Here is a 19739-nt window from a genome sequence, read left to right on the forward strand (position 1 = left end):
CTTGTCCCAGCCCACAAAAACGACCTGCCCCTACTGTGGTGTCGGCTGCGGTGTCCTCGCGACGCCGCAGGCGGACGGCACGGTGACGATCGCGGGGGATCCGGAGCATCCGGCGAACCTGGGGCGGTTGTGCTCCAAGGGGTCGGCGCTGGGGGAGACGCTGTCGCATGATGGGCGGCTGCTCCATCCGGAGATCGGTGGGCGGCGGGCGGGATGGGATGACGCGCTCGAACTGGTGGCTTCGAGGTTCCGCGAGACGATTGCGGAGCATGGGCCGGAAGCGGTGGCGATCTATGGCTCGGGGCAGTTGCTGACCGAGGACTATTACGTCGCCAACAAGCTGATGAAGGGCTTTGTCGGCTCGGCCAATATCGACACCAACTCGCGACTCTGCATGGCCTCGTCGGTGGCGGGGCACAAGCGAGCCTTCGGGTCGGACACGGTGCCGGGGAACTATGAGGACCTCGAGCTCGCGGACCTCGTGATCCTCGTCGGCTCCAACCTCAGCTGGTGCCATCCGGTGCTGTACCAGCGGATTGTCGCGGCCAAGGCGCGGCGTACCAACATGAAGATCGTGCTGATCGATCCGCGCCGGACGACGACGGCGGATCAGGCGGACCTGCACCTGGCGATCAAGCCGGACGGCGATACGGCGCTGTTCGTCGGGCTGCTTAAGTCGCTGGTCGAGCGGAATGCGGTCGATCCCGAATTCATCGGCGGGAGCACGAACGGGTTCGGGGCGGCGCTCGATGTCGCGCGGGAATGGACGCTGGAGCGGGTGGCCGAGGCGACCGGGCTCAGCGTGCGCGACGTGGCAGTCTTCTACGACCTGTTCGCAGCCAATACGCGCACCGTCACCGTCTATTCGCAGGGGGTCAACCAGTCGGCGACAGGGACCGACAAGGTCAATGCGATCATCAACTGCCACCTCGCGACGGGCCGGATCGGGCTGCCGGGGATGGGGCCGTTTTCGGTGACCGGGCAGCCCAATGCGATGGGCGGGCGCGAGGTGGGCGGACTCGCCAACATGCTGGCGGCGCACATGGATTTCGATCCGGTGAGTGTCGACCGGGTGCGGCGGTTCTGGCGGGCCGAGAACATCGCCGAGGCGCCGGGGCTCAAGGCGGTCGAGCTGTTCAAGGCGATCGCGGCGGGCAAGATCAAGGCGCTGTGGATCATGGCGACCAATCCGGTCGACTCGATGCCGGAAGCCGATGCGGTGCGCGCGGCGATCCGTGCGTGCCCGTTCGTCGTGGTGTCGGACATGAATGCGGCGACCGATACGGCGGTCGAAGCGCATGTGCGCTTGCCGGCGGCGGGGTGGGGCGAGAAGGACGGGACGGTGACGAATTCGGAGCGGCGGGTCTCGCGGCAGCGGCCGTTCCTCGTGGCACCGGGAGAAGCCAAGCCGGACTGGTGGATCGTCACGCAGGTGGCGCGGCGGATGGGCTTTGGCGAGGCGTTTCCGTATGAGAGCGCCAACGAGATCTTTGCCGAGCATGTGGCGCTGTCGGGGTTCGAGAATGCCGGGGCGAGGGATTTCGACCTGTCGGGGCTGACTGGGGCCGACTACGACACATTGCAGCCGGTACAGTGGCCGGTGCGGCTGGCCGGAACGGCACGGATGTTCGGCAGCGGGCAGTTCTACACGCCGGATGCGCGGGCGCGCTTCGTGCCGGTGGCGCCGCCGCCGCCGATCGTGACGCCCCCGGGCATGCTGGTACTGAACACCGGCCGGGTGCGCGACCACTGGCACACGATGACCCGGACCGGGAAGGCTTCGCGGCTTTCCGCGCATATGGCCGAGCCGTTCGCAGAACTGCATCCGGACGATGCGGCGGACAAGAGCATAAGGCACGCGAGCCTCGTCAAGCTTGAGAACCAGCATGGCACGGCGCTGGTGCGGGCGTTGGTTACGGACCGTCAGCAGCGCGGCAGCGTGTTCGTGCCGATGCACTGGACCGGGCAGTTCTCGGCGGCGGGGCGAGTGGATGCGCTGGTGACGGCGCAGACCGATCCGCAATCGGGTCAGCCGGCACTGAAGATGGCGATGGTGGTGGCCGGACCGGCACTGGCGCGACGGTACGGCTTTGCGGTCAGCCGGCGGAAGCCGAAGCTGGATGGGGCGGATTACTGGGCCGCGGCCGAGGCCGATGGTGGCTGGCGGACGGAACTGGCCTTCATCACTGAGCCGGCCGACTGGGAGGCATGGGTACGGGAGGCGTTCGGGGTGGAGGATGGAGCGTATCTCCTCACCATTCGGGACAAGGCGAGCGGGCGGGAGAGCCTGGCGTTGTTCGTGGGGGAGGAGCTGGAGTTCGCGCTCTATCTCGCGCCCGACCCGGTGCTGGTGTCGCGGCAGTGGGCGGTCGGACTGCTCAGGGAGAAGATTTCGGCGCGGCGGCGGGCGGATATCCTCGCCGGGCGGCCGGGGGGCGATCGGCCTGATCCGGGACCGATCGTCTGTGCCTGCTTCGGCGTCGGGGCGAACCAGATCGCGGCGGCGGCGCGGGCCGGGTGCCACTCTGTCGAGGCGATCGGCGTGGCGCTCAAGGCGGGCACGAACTGTGGCTCGTGCCGGGCGGAAATCCGAGGGATCGTCGAACTCAACCGGCTGGAGGCGGCCGAGTAGCTACTCGGCGCTGGCGAAGAGGCGGTTGACGAAGGCGGGGTCGAACGTCACCAGCGTGATCTGGCGCGCGGCGGCGTAGCGCTGGACGGCGGCGAGGGTCGAGCTGGTCAGCATGCCGTCGACGGTTCCGTCGTACTCGCCGGTAGACAGCATCAGCGACTGCGTGAGCCCGACCACCGGGTTGGAGACGGCGCCGAACTTTTCCAGCATGTGACCGGCAATGGCCGTGCGGTCAGCCGGCGAGAAGCGGGAGATGATCTCCCAGCTGTCGGCGTAGAGGCCACGCTCCAACGGCATTTCGAGCGCATTGCTGGTCTTGGTGACATCTTCGAGCTTGGTGGTGGCCTTGAGCAGGCCAATGACTTCGAGGGCGGAGCAAGTGTCGCAATCCTGCGCAACCATGAGACCGAGATTGGTATCGCCGAGCTCGATGGCGCGGCGGGCATAGCTGACAGCGCGGGGTTTGTCGGCTTCGACGCCAGCGCCGCGCTCAAACATCGAGGCGGCAGCTCGGGCGGCGGCGTCGTCGGTGAGGCTCAAGGCATCGAGATGTTCGACGAGGGCTGCCAGTTCTGCGGGGTCGGTGATGTTGCCGCGAGTGATCGAGAGAACCGTGAAGGAACGGTCGCTCACCGGGTCTTCGGCGCGCAGCTCGGCATAGGCGGCGATGGCCTCGGGGTAGCGCTTGGCTGCCTGGAAGAGGTCGCCGAGGCGCCTGCGGGAAGCGGTGTCGCCGAGCTCGATCGCACGGCGGTAGGCGGCTTCGGCGCGCTCGAAATCGACGGTGACGCCGAGGCCCTGGCGCAGCATGTCGCCGACGATGCGGGCGCCGGAGCGATTGCCCGCCTCGGCCAGCCGGGCGGCGAGAAGGAAGTCCTGGCTGTCGGCGGTCTTCAGGGCGATCCCGGCGCGGACATAGAGCAGGGCAGCTGAGTCGTTGGCAAGGTAGGCGTGCAGCAGGTCGCGGACGGCCTGATGCTCACCATTCTGGGCGAGGATCTTGGCGGCGGCGACGGCGGCTTTGGCGGCCTCGGAGCTTTCCTGCGCGACGGAGGCCGAGAGATTACCTGAGTAGATCAGCCCCGCGCCAACCATTGCGGTCAGGGCCAGGCTGAGGGCCATTCGGCGAAGCGTGGTGGTCATTTGGTGCCCCTCGCTGCCGAACGGCTCCGGCAGTTAAGTGTCAGCTGTAAAGGTTCTGCGACGCGCCTTCGACGAGGATCGCGGCGGCGACGCTGGCCGTCAGCGTGCCGGTGGCGACGGCGTCGGCCACGTGGACGGAGTACGTGTTGAGCGTCGAGGTGATGAAGTCTTCCGAGATGCCCATGGCGCGCAGGGCGGCCAGCAGTTCGGCAAGCGGGATGACGTTCTTGCTGCTCAGGCCACCGACGCGCAGGATCGCGGCCTCGATGGCGGCATTGAGTTCATCGGCGGACGCAGCCGTTTTGGCGGCCTGAACGATCGCCGAGACCAGCTCGGAGCGACCGGCTTCGCGGGCGACGCTGACCTTGAGGAAAGAATTGGGATTGTTCGCGTTGATGCGCTCGATGGTCGACCACACATCGGGGGTCGGATCAACGGGCTCGGTCGCGGCAATGGCCGCGGTGGGAACACCGGCATTGAGGCCGTACGCGGCGGCGATAACGGCGGAAACGAGAGAACGAACGGACTTGTTGGCCATACAACCACTCCTAGAAAGTGCAACTCAGGTTGTAGGGGAGCGTCCAGACCCCTCTGCGTATCAATGCTTACACGACAGGTATTAACGGCAGCTTTCTTGACCTAAGCAAGTTCGAGAAAGTTGCCGGTGTGATTGTTCATCCGCACACGCGTCTTGAACTTGGCGTTAGTATACTGTTCACCATGCCTGAGCTTGAGTGCGAAGTCCGCGGTTACGGCTCGGATGTGGCGTTGCTCTGCACCGGCAGTGCGGGCGCCGATGTGCCAGACGAAATCTCCGGTCCACACGTAGTTGCGGTAGCCGGCATCCTGGGCGCGGAGCGACAGATCGAAATCGGAGCCGTAGCCGAGTGGGAAGCGCTGCTCGTCGAGCCAGCCGAGCGTTTCGAGCACATAGGGCCGGATGTAAAAGCCGAAGCCGTGCACCAGCGGCACATGCAGGAAGCGCGCGCCGACGCGATCGACGAGGTTCCGGTGAAACTCGGCGGCGCCGTCGATGTCATGGTCGGGGTAGACGAAATCGCCGTTTTCGTCGAAGCCGTATTGCAGCGACTGGTAACCGGCCCGATTGGAGATGACCCCGACGAGTCCGGCATCGGCCGGGGTGCGACTAAGCTCGGGGATGCGGCCGCCGGCGAAGATGACGTCGTCGTTGAGGAGGCAAAGCATATCCGGCGCGCAGTGCTTGACGGCCCAGCGGGCGCCGAGGTTCACCGACCGGGTGTAGCCCTTGGCCACGCCGTCCGACAGCAGGTGCAGGTTGCCGGTGACGGCATGCTTGAGCTGACCGGCCTCGGCTTCGGGCTCGGCGCCGCGAGGCGTGTCCTTGACGGCGACCACGCTGTTGCCGTCGACCGCGAGGATCTGGCTTATGGTGGTCTTCAGCGCGTCGGTCGCCTCGACATAGGGGATGACGTAGCAGCAGTTCATGCCGATCCCTCTCAGTTGGCCCGGAAGAATTTGTAAATCGAGCGGCCGGCATCGGCGACCGAGTAGCGGGCGGCCGTAGCCAGGGCCGCTTGCCGGTAGTTGTCGAGGCCGGCGTAGATGCGGTCGACCGCTGCGGCGGCGTCCTCGACGACGGTAGCCACCTCGGTATCGAGGATTTCGGCGTTCCAGCCGGCGACGGCGTACTCGCCGCTGCCACCGCGTTTCGGCACGATGGCGGTGGCGCCGCAGGCCATGGCCTCGAGGCTGGCGCGGCCGAAGGCCTGGTATTGGGACAGGTCGGCGAAGACATCGATAGACTGCATCAGCCCGGCAACCTCAGGCCGGGTAAGGCGGCCGATCAGTTCGATGCCCGGGATGTCGCGGACGGCATCGAAGATCGCATGGGACGGGTCCTCGCCGAAGAGGGTCACCTTGAGCTTGCCGCCGTGCTTCGCAGCGAGTGCTGCGGCGAGTGCGACGGTCTGCTCCGGATTTCGGCGCGGGGTCGAGGGGCGTACCATCGCGGCGACGTGGTTCTTCCGACCGGCGGGGCCGGGCGTGAAGATCGAGTGATCGAGGCTCGGGAGCACGATATCGACGTTGCGGCCGTGCTTTTCGAACACAATGTCCCTGAGCCAGCGGGTCTTGGCGAAGAAGCGCACCTTGTCGCCGAGGTCGTAGCTCTCGGCGGCCTCGCGGAACTCAGGCGTGCCTTCGGCATGGAAGTAGGGCTCGTAGTCCTGCACGTAGTAGAAGTAGCGCTTGTCGGGGAATATCTCGATCAGGTCGCGGACTAGCGAAACGCTGCGATAGACCGTCGCGACGACGGCATCGAAGCCGGCGACGAGGTCGCGCACCATGGGCAGGGCGCGATAGGCAACAAACAGCCCAGGCGCGATGCCGTCGGCGGCGTAGTAGGAGAGGAAGGCCGCCTGCTCGCGTTCGGGGACGAAGACGGCGACCTTGATGCCACGCTCGTGGAGGTAGTTCGCCTCCTGCACGATCGAATGCACGCCGCCGCCGCCGGGCCGGGCTGGCAGGATGTAGGCGACCGAAAGGGGTGCATCGGCAAAGAGCGCATGCGCCATGCCCTCGGCCATCAGGCGGGCCGCATCGCTGCGGGCGTCGATCAGCGGCAGGGACTGCTCGAGGTCGCCGACGGCGCGCTGCATGGTCTCGGGGCCGTGCTTGCGCTCGAGCGCCTGGCGGCCGGCCCGAGCCAGTTCGCGGCGGCGTTCGCTGCCGAAGCTCGCGGATTTCGAGTGGTAGACATAGGTGTCGTCGGCGACGACGAGCTGGAAGCCGGCGGCGGTGGCGCGCAGGCAGAGGTCGTTCTCCTCGCCGTAGCCGACCGGGAAGGCGTCCTCGTCGAAGAGGCCGATGCGCTTCAGCATGCTGGTGCGGAGCGCGAAGCAGAAGCCGTTGATCACCGGCACGTGCGGATAGCTGGGCTCCCGGTTGCGCAGGGCCAGCGCGATGTCGTCGGCGGTGAGGCCATCGGGGATGAGGTTGGTGGCGAAGTCGCCGGACTCGTTGCGGACGGCCGGGATCGACTGGTAGCTCGCGGCGTTCGACAGCGGGCCGACGATACCGATGCTTTCGCTGCGATTGAAGGCGCGCTTGAGGTTATCGAGCCAGCCGAAGGTGGTGACCGTGTCACTGTTGAGGATGACCACGGCGTCATGATGCAGCGCGGCGCGGACGCCGATGTTCACCGACTTGGTATAGCCGAGGTTCTGCGGGTTGGTGATCAGCCGGAAGGGGCGGCGGCGATGCTCGCGGGCGAGCAGGTCCTTGGTCTCGGCATCGGAGCCGTCGTCGATGACGATCAGTTCGTCATAGCCGCCGTTCTCGAACAGGGCGGCGAGGCAGGCGGCGGTTTCGGCCGGCGCGTTGAAGACGGGGACGACGACGGCCGCCGAGCGGACGCCCGATGGCTGGGCGGAGGCAGCGGGCCGGACGGCGCCGACGGTGGCGAGCGCTTCGCGCGCATCGCGGCTGAGGCGCACCAGTTCGTCGAGGTTGAGGCTGTTGCGGATGCGGTCGTGATCGCTTTCGACCGAGCGCAGGCGCTTTTCGACCGAGCCCATGCGCTGCTCGAGCCGTTCCATGCAGGAGATGAGGAAGGAGAAGGAGGAGAGCAGCTCCTCGGTATCTTTGCGCGAGAGCATGGCGGGCTACCTAGAGGGGCGTTGAGGAGTAGATGACGGAGTCGACGCGGTCGGCGTTGCGGAGGCGTTTGGTAATGGGCCCGAGCTGGGCGGGCTTGCGGCAGAGCACCATGTTGAAGCGCGCGTAGACCGGCTCGGAGAAGGTGACGCCGGGCGTCTTGTAGCGGTGGGTCGCCTCGTCATAGGGGCCGCTGTCCGGTGGTGACTGTACGGAATGGATCGCGGGGTCCGAAGAGTCGCGGATGCGCTCGGATTCCATCAGCGCGAAATCGGCGATCAGCCCTTCTTCGAGGAGAGCGCGGGCCAGCTTGAGATAGTCGTACGAGGTGCCCTGGTAGAGGTGGCGCGCCTGATCGGAATGATAGGTCTTGAAGCCGCGGCGGAGCAGGTAGCTGCTGTAATCGAACTGGGGCTGGGAGACGTAGACGAAGTCGCGAGCGACGATGGCGGCCTTGCGCAGCATGGTAGCGACGGCACGGACGTCGGGCAGGCCGGGCAGCACGTTGAGGAGCGTCGTGATCTGCGCGAGCTTCTTGTTGGGCAGCTCCAGCGCGTCGTAGGTCGCGAAGGTGACGTTGGGGGCTTCGAGCTCGGTGGGCAGGCGGGCGGCGACCTTGTCGATGCCGACGACGCCACTGGCAAGCCCGAGGCGGTTTGCGAGAGCTACGGTGGAGCGGCCGTCGCCGCAACCGATGTCCAGGGCTTCAATACGTTCGGGGAGTTGCGGCATCGAACATTCTCTCGATGTGGGCAGCGATCTGCTGGAGGCCGTGGCTTTCTGCCAGGGCCGGTGGGGTAAAGCGGGCGTGACGCGGGTCACGCGCGGCGGTGAGCCAGGCGTCGATGGCGCCGGGGGCGGCGCCGTCAAACATGTTGGGTGAGGCCGAGGCGGCGAGCTTGACGCGCAATTCCTGCGCCTCGCGGCCTTCGGTTTCGTTGGCGAGCAGCAGCGTCGGGCAGCCGAGGTGGAGGGCTTCGTAGACGCTGTTGTAGCCGGCTTCGCCGGCGAGGGCGGTGCAGCGGGCCTTGGCGGCGAGCGCGCGGGTCACCGGCACGCGCCGTGAGGCAGGAAAGCCGGCGAGTAGCGGGCCGCCGCCATGGGCGGACCAGAGGTAGGGGATCCGGGCCTCTTCGAGCTGCCGGCGCAGTTGGGCGAAGGTGGCGCGGTGCTGCGGCGTGAAGGCGCCCAGTGCGAGGAAGACGCAGGGCGTGGCCGGCGCGTCCGGGATGGCGGGCAGGACCTGGTAGGCGTGGACGATGCCGACGCGCGCGAGCTTGCCGCGCTTTTCGGCCATAGTCTCCACCGCGTCGGGCGGTTGCGCAGTGCCTTCCTGCGGGGCCAGCACGAGGTCGACGAAATCGAGATAGCCGCCCTGGATGGCTGCCTGCTCGGGTTTGAACAGGCCGCGGCGGATCCAGATTACGGGTGTCGCCGGGTGTTCGAGCCGACGCTGGATCAGGGCCTGGGGCAGGTGGCCGCTATCGACGACCCAGACGGTGGGCGTGCGATGGCGACGGCGCAGCAGGCGGCGGCGGGCGGTGAGGCCGGACCGGCTCAGACGGGCGTCGATTGGTCCGAGGATCCGGGAGGGCACACGCAGGATCGAACGCAGCGAGGCGACGCGCACGATGTGCCCCAGCCCTACCGATGTTGCAGGGTCGAGCCCCACATATGGTAAATCGTTCACTTCCATGCGCCGCCTCTGTGCCAGGTCGCCACTCGACCAGTCACTGGGGTTCGTCGCCGGCGGTCCACGATCCGCAAGTCACCCGCAATATTCGAAATTTCCCACAAGGGTGTGGATAACCCGTTGCCGCCTACGCAGTGATCCTGAGGCCGGTTCGCGGCGCTTTGGCGGGGTCGGGCCCCCTATTTGTATCAAACTGGGACAGTTTGTCGGGCCGGTGCGGACGGCTGCGCGCGGACGCGCGAAATAGATCGCATTTTCACTAGTAACCAGGCCGGTTTGCAGCACTTGCATCCAGTATCGTGATGAATAAGAGGTTAACCGCGGCCGATGGACAGATGAGCCGCTCCGCGCGTTTCGGAGTACTTGAAAGTGCTTACTGCCATCACGATCGCCATGGTCGCCAACCTCGCGCCGCCGCCGCGCTACGACTATGAGCCGCGCACGCCGTATCACGTCACTTACCTGCCGCAGGCCAAGCTGCAGAAGGTTTGCGCGAGTGAAGTCAGCAGCCGGCGGGACACGGTGTTGGGCTGTTCGCTGTCGGAGCTGGGGCTGATCTATGTGGCGCAGGGCCTCGCGCCGGACGTGCGATCACTGATCGTCCGGCACGAGAAGGCGCACATCAACGGCTGGCCGCACCGCCACGAACCGGCCGTCGCCTCGCGCTGAAAAGCCCAGCACCTTCATTCATTTGTCGTTCAGGGCGCGTCCTCATAGGGTAGGATACGTCTTGGGATACAGAAATTGAGGGTGAGGAATATGAAGCGGCTTGTTCAGACCGCCTTTTGGCTCGTGGCGAGCATTTTCCTCAATTTAGGACCGGTATCGGCCCAGGATCGCAGCGTCACATTGCTGCCGGACACGGACCTGCCGGGGTTCGACTATTCGATCAGCAAGGACGTGACGCTCGATCAGTGCCAGGAGACTTGCACCAACGACAAGCTCTGCCGCGCCTTCACCTATAACGAGAAATCGAATTGGTGCTTCCTCAAGGGGCAGGCGGGCACGGCGCAATCGTTCAAGGGCGCGACCTCTGGGCAGGTGGTGTTCGACCCCACTCTCGACGAGATCATCACCGAGCGGGTCAACGGGCTGCCGTTTGCGGCGCGCGACCTCTATGATTCCGCGACCTATTTCGCCAACAGCTTGCCGCAGACCGACACGCCGCCGCCGGGCGTTGCGTATGAGGACCTGATCGCGGCGGGCGACGAGGCTTCGGTGCAGCAGAATCCGGCGGCCGCGATGGTGTCGTACCGGCAGGCGCTGGCGATCGTGAAGAACGATCCAACGCTGTGGCTGAAGTTGGCCGACGAGGCCGACAAGCGCGCCGATATCGAGGCCGCGGCCGGCAACGGCACGTACGATCTTGCGGTCAATGGCTCTTACGCGGCGCTCAATTCGTACATGCTGGCGGAAACGCCGCAGGAGAAGGCCTCCGCGCTTGGCGCACTGGCCAAGGCGCTGGAGCGCCGCGAAATGTGGCGCGAGGCGATTGCGACCTATCGCATGAGCATCGGGCTGGTGGATGACTCGACGCTGCAGGCTCGCCTCGACAAGGTGGTGGCCGAGCACGGCTTCCGCGTGACCTCGAACCAGGTCGACGCCGAAGCGGCGAACCCGCGCATCTGCGCCGTATTCTCCGATCCGCTGCCGACCGGCGACACCGACCTTTCGAGCTATGTGGTGGTCGACAACGCGCCGACGGTGGCGGTCGAGAGCGACCAGAGCCAGATCTGCATCACCGGCGTCGAGCATGGCCGGCGCTATCACATCAAGCTGCGCTCGGGCCTGCCGTCGGCGGGTGGCGAGCAGCTGCGTTCGGACGTGGAGCTCGATCTCTATGTGCCGGATCGCGCCCCGTTCGTGGGCTTTGCCAATAATGCCTATGTGATGCCGGCCGGTCTTGGCGGCGGGCTGCCGATCACTTCGATCAACGCGGAATCGGCGGACGTAATCATCTACCGGATCGGCGATCGCAACATGGCGACGGCGGTGCGGAACGGGGTGTTCCAGCGCACGCTCGACGGCTATTCGGCCGAGGACGTGGCCAACTCCTATGGCGAGAAGACCTGGGAGGGGACGGTCGACCTGGCGCAGGGTGCGCCGAACGCGATGAGCGTGACGGCCATTCCGGTGCGCGACGCGATCACGACGCTGCAGCCGGGCGCCTATGTGGTGACCGCCAAGGTTACCGGCAGCCGGCAGGAATACTGGCGCGAAATGGCGACGCAGTGGTTCATCGTCACCGACCTCGGTCTTACGACGGTTTCGGGCGATGACGGCGTCCATGCGTTCGTCCGTTCGCTGACCTCGGCGCAGCCGGTGGCGGGCGCCAAGGTGCGGCTCGTCGCCGTCAACAACGAGATCCTCGGCGAAGCCGTGACCGATGCGGATGGCAAGGCCGATTTCGCGCCGGGGCTCGCGCGCGGCGAAGGCGGCCGGGCGCCGCAGCTGATCGTCGCCGAGACCGATGCGGACGACTATGCGTTCCTCGATGTGTCGAAGTCGGCGTTCGATCTCACCGATCGCGGCGTCGAAGGCCGGCCGTCGCCGGGACCGCTCGATGTGTTCGCGACGACCGAGCGCGGCGTCTATCGGCCGGGCGAGACGGTGTTCGTCACCGCGCTGTTGCGCGACGTGCAGGCGAAGGCTGTGACTGACCTGCCGCTGACGCTCGAAGTGCAGCGTCCGGATGGCGTGGTCGACGAGACCATGCTGATCCAGGATGGCGGCGCGGGCGGCTATTTCCAGCCGATCGAGCTGGCGCCGGAGGCGATGCGCGGCTCGTGGTCGGTGCGAATCTATGCCGATCCGAAGGCCTCGGCGCTGACGACGGTGGGGTTCCTGGTCGAGGATTTCGAGCCGGAAAGGCTGGCGTTCGAGATCAGCGCGGCGGATCAACCGATCGTGCCGGACGAGGTGACGGAAGTCGCCGTCGAAGCGAAGTATCTCTATGGCGCCACGGCGCCGGATCTCGCGGTGGAAGCGGACGTAGTGCTGCGGCCGGTCGGGTCGCTGCCGGGCTTCCCGGGCTATTCGTTCGGGCGGCTGGACGATCCGTTCCAGGTGTCGCGTGAACCGCTGGGGACAGTCGGGACGACCGACGCGGCGGGCAATGTGACGGCTGCAGTCACCGTGACGCTGCCGCAGGCGACGACCAAGCCGCTCGAGGCGCAACTGATCATGCGGCTTGTCGACACCAACGGCCGCGCCATCGAGCGCAGCCTGACACGCCCGCTGCTTTCGACAACCGACCGGATCGGCGTCAAACCCACCTTCGCTTCGGCCGATGGGCTCGAAGAGGGCAGCCAGGCCGGGTTCGATATCATCGCGGTCGGGCCGGATGGTACGGCAGTCGACAAGGCCGGGATCGAGTGGTCGCTGTCACGCGTGGAAACGAACTACCAGTGGTATCGCGACAACGGCACCTGGAAGTGGGAAGGCGTAACGACGACCCGCGAGGTTGCCAACGGTACGGTGGACGCCACCGCGGCGGCGCCGGTCGAGGTTTCGGCGGCCGTCGACTGGGGTCTCTACCGGCTCGAAGTGACGGGCGACGATACCTCGACGACCTATGAGTTCTATGCCGGCTACTACTATCCGGAAGTGGGTTCGGACACGCCGGACACGCTGTCGGTGGCACTCGACAAGCAGGCTTATCGCTCCGGCGAGACGGCAGTGCTGAAGCTCGATCCGCAGTTTGCGGGCACGGCGCTGGTGATGGTGGTCGACGACCGCATCATCGACATGAAGGCGGTCGAAGTGCCGGAAGGCGGCACGTCGGTCGACCTGCAGGTGACGGACGACTGGGGTCCGGGCGCCTATGTGACGGCGATCCTCTATCGGCCGGGCAGCGCGGAAGCCAAACGCATGCCGGCGCGGGCGCTGGGTCTGGCTTATGCTGACGTGGATCCGGGCGACCTCAAGTTCGACGTGTCGATCGACGCGCCGAAGGAAGCCCTGCCGCGCCAGCCATTGGCGGCGACGGTCAAGCTCGCCAATGCCAAGCCCGGCGAGAAGGCCTACGTGGCCGTGGCGGCGGTGGATCTGGGCATTCTCAACCTCACCAAGTTCCAGGTGCCGGATCCGGATGGTTATTTCTTCGGCCAGCGCCAGCTCGGCATGGAGTTCCGCGACCTTTACGGGCAGCTGATCGATCCGATGCAGGGCACGCCGGGTGCGCTGCGCTCGGGTGGCGACGAAGGTGCGTCGCGCCTTGGGACGCCGCCGGCGACGACGGTGCTTGTTGCCATGCATTCGGGGATAGTCGAAGTCGGGCCGGATGGCACGGCGACGGTGAGTTTCGACATGCCGGACTTCAACGGCACGGTGCGGCTGATGGTGATGGCCTGGTCGGCAAATGCGGTCGGCCATGCCTCGGCGGATGTGATCGTCCACGATCCGGTGGTGGTGAACCTGAGCCCGCCGCGGTTCCTCCGGCTCAACGATACGTCGCGGCTGCTGGTCGAGGTGAACAACATCTCGGGCGAGCCGGGTACGTACAAGGTGTCACTTGAGACGGGCGAGGGGCTTTCGACCGACGCGGCCGAGACATCGGTTGAACTCGAGGTCGGCGACCGGACCGGGCTTGACCTCAAGCTGACGGGGACCGGGATCGGCGACCAGAAGCTCAAGGTGACCGTCACCGCGCCAAATGGCGATGTGCAGGTGAAAGAACTGACGCTCGGCGTTCGTGCGGCCAGTGCGCCGGTGACGACGAGCGAGGTGATCCCGCTCGGCGTCGGCGAGACGGTGACGCTCGACAATGCCTTGTTCGACGGCATGGTGCCGCATACCGGCGAGGCGACGCTGGCGATCGGTCCGATCGCGAGGCTCGACGTGCCGGGCATCCTGCTGTCGCTTGATCGCTACCCGTACGGCTGTGCCGAGCAGGTCTCGAGCCGGGCCCTGCCGCTGCTCTACCTCAACGAGGTGGCACAGATGGTCGGGATCGGCACCGATGCCGAGATCGATCAGCGGATCAGGGACGCGATCAAGAACCTGTTGTCCAAGCAGACGTCTTCGGGCGGGTTCGGCCTCTGGGATCCCTACTCGTCGACCGATCTCTGGCTCGACAGCTATGTCACCGAGTTCCTGCTGCGCGCGAAGGCGGCCGGGTACGAAGTGCCGGAGCTGGCGATGACACGGGCGCTCGACAACCTCGGCAACCAGGTGTCGTACGCGACCGACTTCAGCCTCGGTGGTGAGGATGTGGCGTTCGCGCTCTATGACCTCGCCCGGGCCGGCCGGGCCGCTATCGGCGACCTGCGCTACTATCTCGAGGCACGGCTGTCGAACTTCGGTTCGCCGCTCGCCAAGGCCCAGCTCGGCGCCGCGCTCGCTCTCTACGGCGATCGGACCCGTGCGGCCACGGCCTTCCAGGCGGCGGTCGCCGATCTGCAGGCCCGGGAGGACCGGAACAAGTACCGTATCGACTACGGCAGCCTGCTCCGCGACACGGCCGGCGTGCTGGCGCTGGCGGCCGAGTTCAAGCCCTCGGGCGTCGATATCGGGGAGCTGACGAGCAAGCTCGGCAGGCTCCGCGACGGCGAACGTTGGACCTCGACGCAGGAAGACGCGTGGACGCTGGTGGCCGCTTCGGCGCTCGGCAACTCGGCTGCGGATGGTTCGGTGTCGATCGATGGCGAAGCGCTGACGGGGTCGCCGTACCGCCGGTACGACCAGGAGCATTTCGACGGGTTGACCGTCGAGGTGACCAACAACGGCAACACGCCGACCGAGATGAAGGTGACGACCACCGCCATCCCGAGCGAACCGCCGCCGCCGAGCGAGAACGGCTTCACGCTGCAGCGCGACTACTACACCGTGACGGGCGAAGTGGCCGACTTCAGCAACGTGAAGCAGAACGACCGCTTCGTCGTGGTGCTGACGGCGCAGCCGACCCAGCTCGGTTCCGGCCAGTACGTGATCGCCGATCCGCTGCCGGCCGGGTTCGAGATCGAGAATCCGGACCTGCTGCAGGGCTCGGGCGTCGCCGATCTCAGCTGGCTGACGGTCGATACGCCGAGCCATGTGGAATCGCGGACCGACCAGTTCGTCGCCGCGTTCCGCTTCGGCTCGGAGACCTCGAGCGTCACGACCGCCTATCTGGTCCGTGCCGTCTCGCCGGGCTCGTTCGTGATGCCGGGGGCGACGGTCGAGGACATGTATCGTCCTGAGCTGCGCGCCAATACCAGCGCCGGCTCGATCGAGATCGGCGCGACCGGCCCATGAACGGGACGGACGACAAGACCAGGCCCCGGCGCTTCCGCGCGCCGGGGCTTTTGACTGCCGCGGCAGTGGTGGTGGCATGGGGTGGGCTGATGGCCGGTGCCTACGGTTTTGCCGTGCTGCGCGATGTCCGCGAGACTGTGCCGCCGGCGCCAGCCTTCGCGCTGATGCCGGTATCGACGGCGGTGGTGGACAAGGACGGGCGGCTGCTCAGGCCCTTCACCACCGATGGCGGGCGCTGGCGGTTGCCGGTGACGATCTCCGAAGTGGACCGACACTTCATCGACATGCTGCTGGCTTATGAGGACAAGAATTTCAGCTCGCATCGCGGGATCGAGTGGAGCTCGATGCTGCGCGCGGCGGTGCAGTATGCCGGGGCAGGGCATATCGTTTCGGGCGGCTCTACTCTCACCATGCAGGTAGCGCGACTGCTAGAGAGGGAGCCGACGCGGAACCTTGCCGGCAAGCTGCGGCAGATGGTGCATGCCGATGCGCTGGAGCAGACGCTGAGCAAGGACGAGATCCTGACGCTCTACCTGACACTGGCGCCCTATGGCGGCAATATCGAGGGCATCCGGGCGGCGAGCCTCGCCTATTTCGGCAAGGAGCCGGCGCGGCTGACCACGGCGGAATCGGCGCTCCTCGTGGCTCTGCCGCAATCGCCGGAAGCGCGGCGGCCGGATCGGGACCCGAAGGCGGCGCTGGCGGCGCGCGACCGCGTGCTCGACCGGATGGTGGCAGAGGGCGTGATCAGCGCGGAGGAGGGCGAGGTCTCGAAGCTCGAGCCGATCCCCAAGGCGCGACGCGATTTCCCGATGTATGCGGCGCATCTGGCGGAGGCGGCGGTGAAGGCGCGGCCGAATACGCGCGAGATCGAGCTGACGATCGACCGGCAGTTGCAGGCGGCGCTCGAAAAGCTCGGCGCGGACCGGGCAGCGCAGCTTCGCAACCGGCTGTCGGTGGCGATCGTGGTGGCGGACCAGGCGACGGGCAATGTGCTGGCCTCGGTGGGATCGGCCGGTTTGTTCAACGCCGAGAGCGACGGCTATGTCGATATGACCGAGGCGGTGCGTTCGCCCGGCTCGACGCTCAAGCCGCTGATCTATGGGCTGGCGTTCGAGCTCGGCATGGCGCATCCGGAGAGCCTGATCGAGGATCGGCCGACGGCGTTCAATGGCTATGTGCCGGTCAATTTCGACGGGTTCAACCGGGGTACGGTGACGATCCGGCAGGCGCTCACGGAGTCGCTCAACATCCCGGCGATCGTGGTGCTCGATGCGGTCGGTCCGGCGCGGCTGGTGGCGCGAATGAAGCGGGCGCATGCCAATCCGCTGTTGCCCGTGGATACGGCACCGAGCCTTGCGGTGGGTCTCGGCGGCGTCGGCGTGACGCTGCGCGACCTGGTCTCGATCTACGCGGCGATCGGGCGGGGTGGCTCGCCGGTGGTGCTGCAGGATGGAGTGAAGACTCCGCCCGCGGCAGAGGCGACGCCGGCGCCGGTGCTCGATCCGGTCGCGGCCTGGTATGTGGCAAATATCCTCGCCGACGTGCCGCCGCCGCTGAATGGGTCGCCGGGGCGGATCGCGTACAAGACCGGCACGTCCTACGGCTATCGCGATGCCTGGGCCATCGGGTTCGATGGCAAGACCGTGGTGGGCGTTTGGGTGGGGCGGCCGGACAATTCGGCGGTGCCGGGGATCACCGGTATCCAGGCGGCGGCGCCGATCCTGTTCGAGAGTTTCGACCGGCTGGCGAAGACCACTGTGCCGCTGCGCGAGGCGCCGCGCGGGACGATCTTTGCGTCCAATGCCGACCTTCCGGCGCCGCTGAAGCGGTTCCGACATCCGGACGAGCAGAAGGTGAAGCGGGACGCTGCGCCGGAGATTGCCTACCCGGAGGATGGGGTGGATGTGGATCTTGGCATAGCGTCGGGCGAGGCGGCCCCGCTGATCGTCAAGGTGCGGAACGGCGTGCCGCCTTTCACCTTCTTCGCCGATGGCGCGCCGATCGGGCGTTCGGCGTTCGCACGGCAGGAGAGCTGGCTGCCGCAGGGGCCGGGATTCGTGACCCTGTCTGTGGTCGATGCCGAGGGGCGATCGGATAGCGTCAAGGTATTCCTCGACTAAGCGGCTGCTTGGGGCGCCCATGTGAAGTGGATGCACCCTATGCCGGCCCTGGAACCCAGGCAAAGTGCGGGTAAAACCGTCCGGCATTCGCCGCCAATTCGATAAGACTGCGGGCCATCGTCTTCATCAAACGACAACGGGGACCTCGCGATAGTGCATCGCCTCACTTCAGCCGCTCGGCAGCCCATCGCCGAGCGGTTATTTCTTGTTGGCCGGCCCGGTCGGGAGGCGAGGAGTGTCACGATAGCCAACTCGCCGCCGGTCCGGCTGGAGCGCTTCGAAGCAGCCGCCGCCCATCCTTGGGGTTGATCCCGGCGATGATTTTTGGCTTCGGTGCCGCTGTCGCAGCACTCGGCCAAGCTCAGGACGCATCGCAATACCTTCCGGTCAGAGTGCCGATGGTCGCGGCACAATCAGACGTTAGCACCGCTGAGGTGGTTGCGATCGTGGTTATCGCAAAATGAATTGCCGCATCGCAGCAGGTTTTCTGGCGATAGCGCGCTTCTGGGCCTTTAGGCCATAATATCTGACGAACTAACAGCTTATTGCGGTTCGATGTGTAGTTGAACGTATTGTTCCATATGGCACATATGGATCGCCAAGTTGATTGAATAAAGAAATTAACTATCCACGCTCGATTCTGAGTTTAATTATGACTTGGCGATAAGCTCACCGGATCGGGCGGAGTCGAGATGTGAGGCCTCGGCTTCGTCCGGTCGCCCCAGTGCATACGCTTCCAGGTGGCTCCCATCGCTGACTCGTGAGCCCCCCAGGCCACCAATGACCGACGCAACCCTCGGTTGGACAGCACCGGACGATAGACCATCCGGACGGACGCCCTGCCGGCCGGATGGTCTCTAGCCGCGCTCGGTACCCGCTGCTTCTCGAACCATCCGCGCCTCAACCAGAGCGTGACTATCCTGTCGGCCGAAAGGCGATAGGCTCAGCGATACCCGATTTCTACTTTCGGCGCCGCGAGCTCGGGATAGCCGATATGAGTGCGGCGGGTGCCGACGGAGCTGGCGGCGTAAGCGGTCGGGCAGTGCCGCTGCAGGTTCATCCAGCCATTTGGAGTCACGTCACCTATTGCACTGGTAACGATGAGCATTTCCAAATCATGACTGTGCTGTTCCGAAGTGAAAGCAACCAACTAACGCTTGATGAAACGCCCACTTGAAGTGAATCGGCGCGTATCATAGCTTACTCGGGTGCCGATAGGCGCTGACATGTGGTCAGTTCGAGAACGTAAGCGAACGTGACTTTAGAATGTCGGCGGCCTGATATGCCTCTTGCCCAGTCTGTGCGCATCGGCCGCGCAAATGACAGGCACGGCAGCAGGAGCTGCCAGCACTTCGTGATAGCCGGCGCGGGCTGTCAGTGGACGCCGAAGTGCGATGGGAACTGCTGGGGGGCAGTTTCAACAGAACTTGTTTTGTGTGGTTGGTCCCGACCTAGGGCGTTTTGTCGTCCATAGAAATGTGCGGGACCGCTTTTCAGCAGGGAGCGCATGTTGTCTGGCAATTTCCCCCGGTTCGAAAACGCCCTTTTATCGCGGCTTTCAGACTATGATCTCGACCAGCTCGGGCCGCTGCAGTGGGTGGAGTTGGCGCCGCACAATGCGCTCGAGGTCGCCAATCGCGATGTCGAGTCGGTGTACTTCATCGAGCGCGGCTTCGCGTCCGTCGTCGCCGACGATGTCGAGGGTGGCATCATTGAGGTGGGCTTGATAGGGCGTGAGGGGATGACCGGCCTGTCGGTTGTCCATGGTGCTGAGCACTCGCCATTTTCGACTTTCGTGCAGGGGGCGGGGAGCGCAGTTCGCGTCGAGCCCGATATCCTGCGTGAGGCCATGCGCGCGAGCTGGCCGATGCAGCAGCTGTTCATGCGGTACGCGCAGGCGTTCTCCATCCAGGTGGCCTCGACGGCCTCGGCTAACGGCTTGCTGCTGCTCGAGCAACGGGTCGCGCGCTGGCTGCTGATGGTGGGCGACCGGCTCGGCGAATCCTTCCAGATTACGCACGAGTTCCTCGCTGTCATGCTGGCGGTGCGACGGGCCGGCGTGACGCGGGCGCTGCAGGATCTCGAGGCGCGCGGACTGATCCGTACCATGCGCGGCGTGGTGGTGATCACCGACCGGGATGGGCTGTCCGCCTTTACCAATGGCGCGTACGGCGTCGCCGAGCGCGAGTATGAAGTGCTGCTGGGCGACATGGACTTCACCGTCGACGAACCCCGCAGGCGCCGGGTGGGCACGTAGCCTATAACCCGAGCGCGCACT

Annotated in this window: 12 protein-coding genes; 5 read left to right on the forward strand and 7 right to left on the reverse strand. The window is 66.1% G+C overall.

Annotated features, from left to right (window positions below):
• Position 1: 1 nt before the first annotated feature.
• Positions 2-2632, forward strand: coding sequence for a molybdopterin-dependent oxidoreductase (locus ACOYW5_RS20875; RefSeq protein WP_423066798.1), 2631 nt, complete (start codon positions 2-4; stop codon positions 2630-2632).
• On the opposite strand, the gene ACOYW5_RS20880 is transcribed toward ACOYW5_RS20875, so the two are convergent.
• From ACOYW5_RS20880 to ACOYW5_RS20905, 6 genes are all read right to left on the reverse strand, one after another.
• On the reverse strand, positions 2633-3775 hold the full coding sequence (locus ACOYW5_RS20880; RefSeq protein WP_423066799.1) for a hypothetical protein: 1143 nt from the start codon (positions 3773-3775) through the stop codon (positions 2633-2635).
• Positions 3776-3815: 40 nt separating this feature from the next.
• Positions 3816-4313, reverse strand: coding sequence for a hypothetical protein (locus ACOYW5_RS20885; protein WP_423066800.1), 498 nt, complete (start codon positions 4311-4313; stop codon positions 3816-3818).
• A 101-nt stretch (positions 4314-4414) separates the two neighbouring features.
• A complete protein-coding gene (locus ACOYW5_RS20890; RefSeq protein WP_423066801.1) occupies positions 4415-5242 on the reverse strand; it encodes a glycosyltransferase family 2 protein in 828 nt (275 codons plus the stop codon).
• A gap of 11 nt (positions 5243-5253) precedes the next feature.
• Positions 5254-7413 (reverse strand): glycosyltransferase, encoded by a 2160-nt coding sequence (locus tag ACOYW5_RS20895; RefSeq protein WP_423066802.1) that lies wholly within the window; start codon positions 7411-7413, stop codon positions 5254-5256.
• Positions 7414-7423: 10 nt separating this feature from the next.
• A complete protein-coding gene (locus tag ACOYW5_RS20900) occupies positions 7424-8143 on the reverse strand; it encodes a class I SAM-dependent methyltransferase (RefSeq protein WP_423066803.1) in 720 nt (239 codons plus the stop codon).
• Positions 8118-9107 (reverse strand): hypothetical protein, encoded by a 990-nt coding sequence (locus ACOYW5_RS20905; protein ID WP_423066804.1) that lies wholly within the window; start codon positions 9105-9107, stop codon positions 8118-8120. Before ACOYW5_RS20905 ends, ACOYW5_RS20900 begins: the two co-directional genes overlap by 26 nt.
• Positions 9108-9473: 366 nt before the next feature.
• Between ACOYW5_RS20905 and ACOYW5_RS20910 the strand changes: the two genes are divergently transcribed.
• The 3 genes from ACOYW5_RS20910 (at position 9474) to pbpC (ending at position 17461) form a co-directional block, all read left to right on the forward strand.
• Positions 9474-9773 carry a hypothetical protein gene (locus ACOYW5_RS20910; protein WP_423066805.1) on the forward strand — a complete coding sequence of 100 codons (300 nt, stop codon included), beginning with the start codon at positions 9474-9476 and terminating at the stop codon, positions 9771-9773.
• Between the two features lie 90 nt (positions 9774-9863).
• Positions 9864-15338, forward strand: a complete 5475-nt coding sequence (locus ACOYW5_RS20915; protein WP_423066806.1) for an MG2 domain-containing protein — start codon at positions 9864-9866, stop codon at positions 15336-15338.
• A complete protein-coding gene (pbpC, locus tag ACOYW5_RS20920) occupies positions 15335-17461 on the forward strand; it encodes a penicillin-binding protein 1C (RefSeq protein ID WP_423066807.1) in 2127 nt (708 codons plus the stop codon). The genes ACOYW5_RS20915 and pbpC overlap by 4 nt, the downstream gene beginning before the upstream one ends.
• A 943-nt stretch (positions 17462-18404) precedes the next feature.
• On the opposite strand, the gene ACOYW5_RS20925 is transcribed toward pbpC, so the two are convergent.
• On the reverse strand, positions 18405-18569 hold the full coding sequence (locus ACOYW5_RS20925) for a hypothetical protein (RefSeq protein WP_423066808.1): 165 nt from the start codon (positions 18567-18569) through the stop codon (positions 18405-18407).
• Between the two features lie 402 nt (positions 18570-18971).
• On the opposite strand from ACOYW5_RS20925, the gene ACOYW5_RS20930 reads away from it, so the two are divergent.
• Positions 18972-19718 carry a Crp/Fnr family transcriptional regulator gene (locus ACOYW5_RS20930; protein WP_423066809.1) on the forward strand — a complete coding sequence of 249 codons (747 nt, stop codon included), beginning with the start codon at positions 18972-18974 and terminating at the stop codon, positions 19716-19718.
• The last annotated feature ends 21 nt before the right edge of the window (positions 19719-19739 follow it).

This window comes from Devosia sp. CN2-171 (assembly GCF_049354815.1).
In the GTDB taxonomy this organism is placed as follows: Bacteria; Pseudomonadota; Alphaproteobacteria; order Rhizobiales; family Devosiaceae; genus Devosia_A.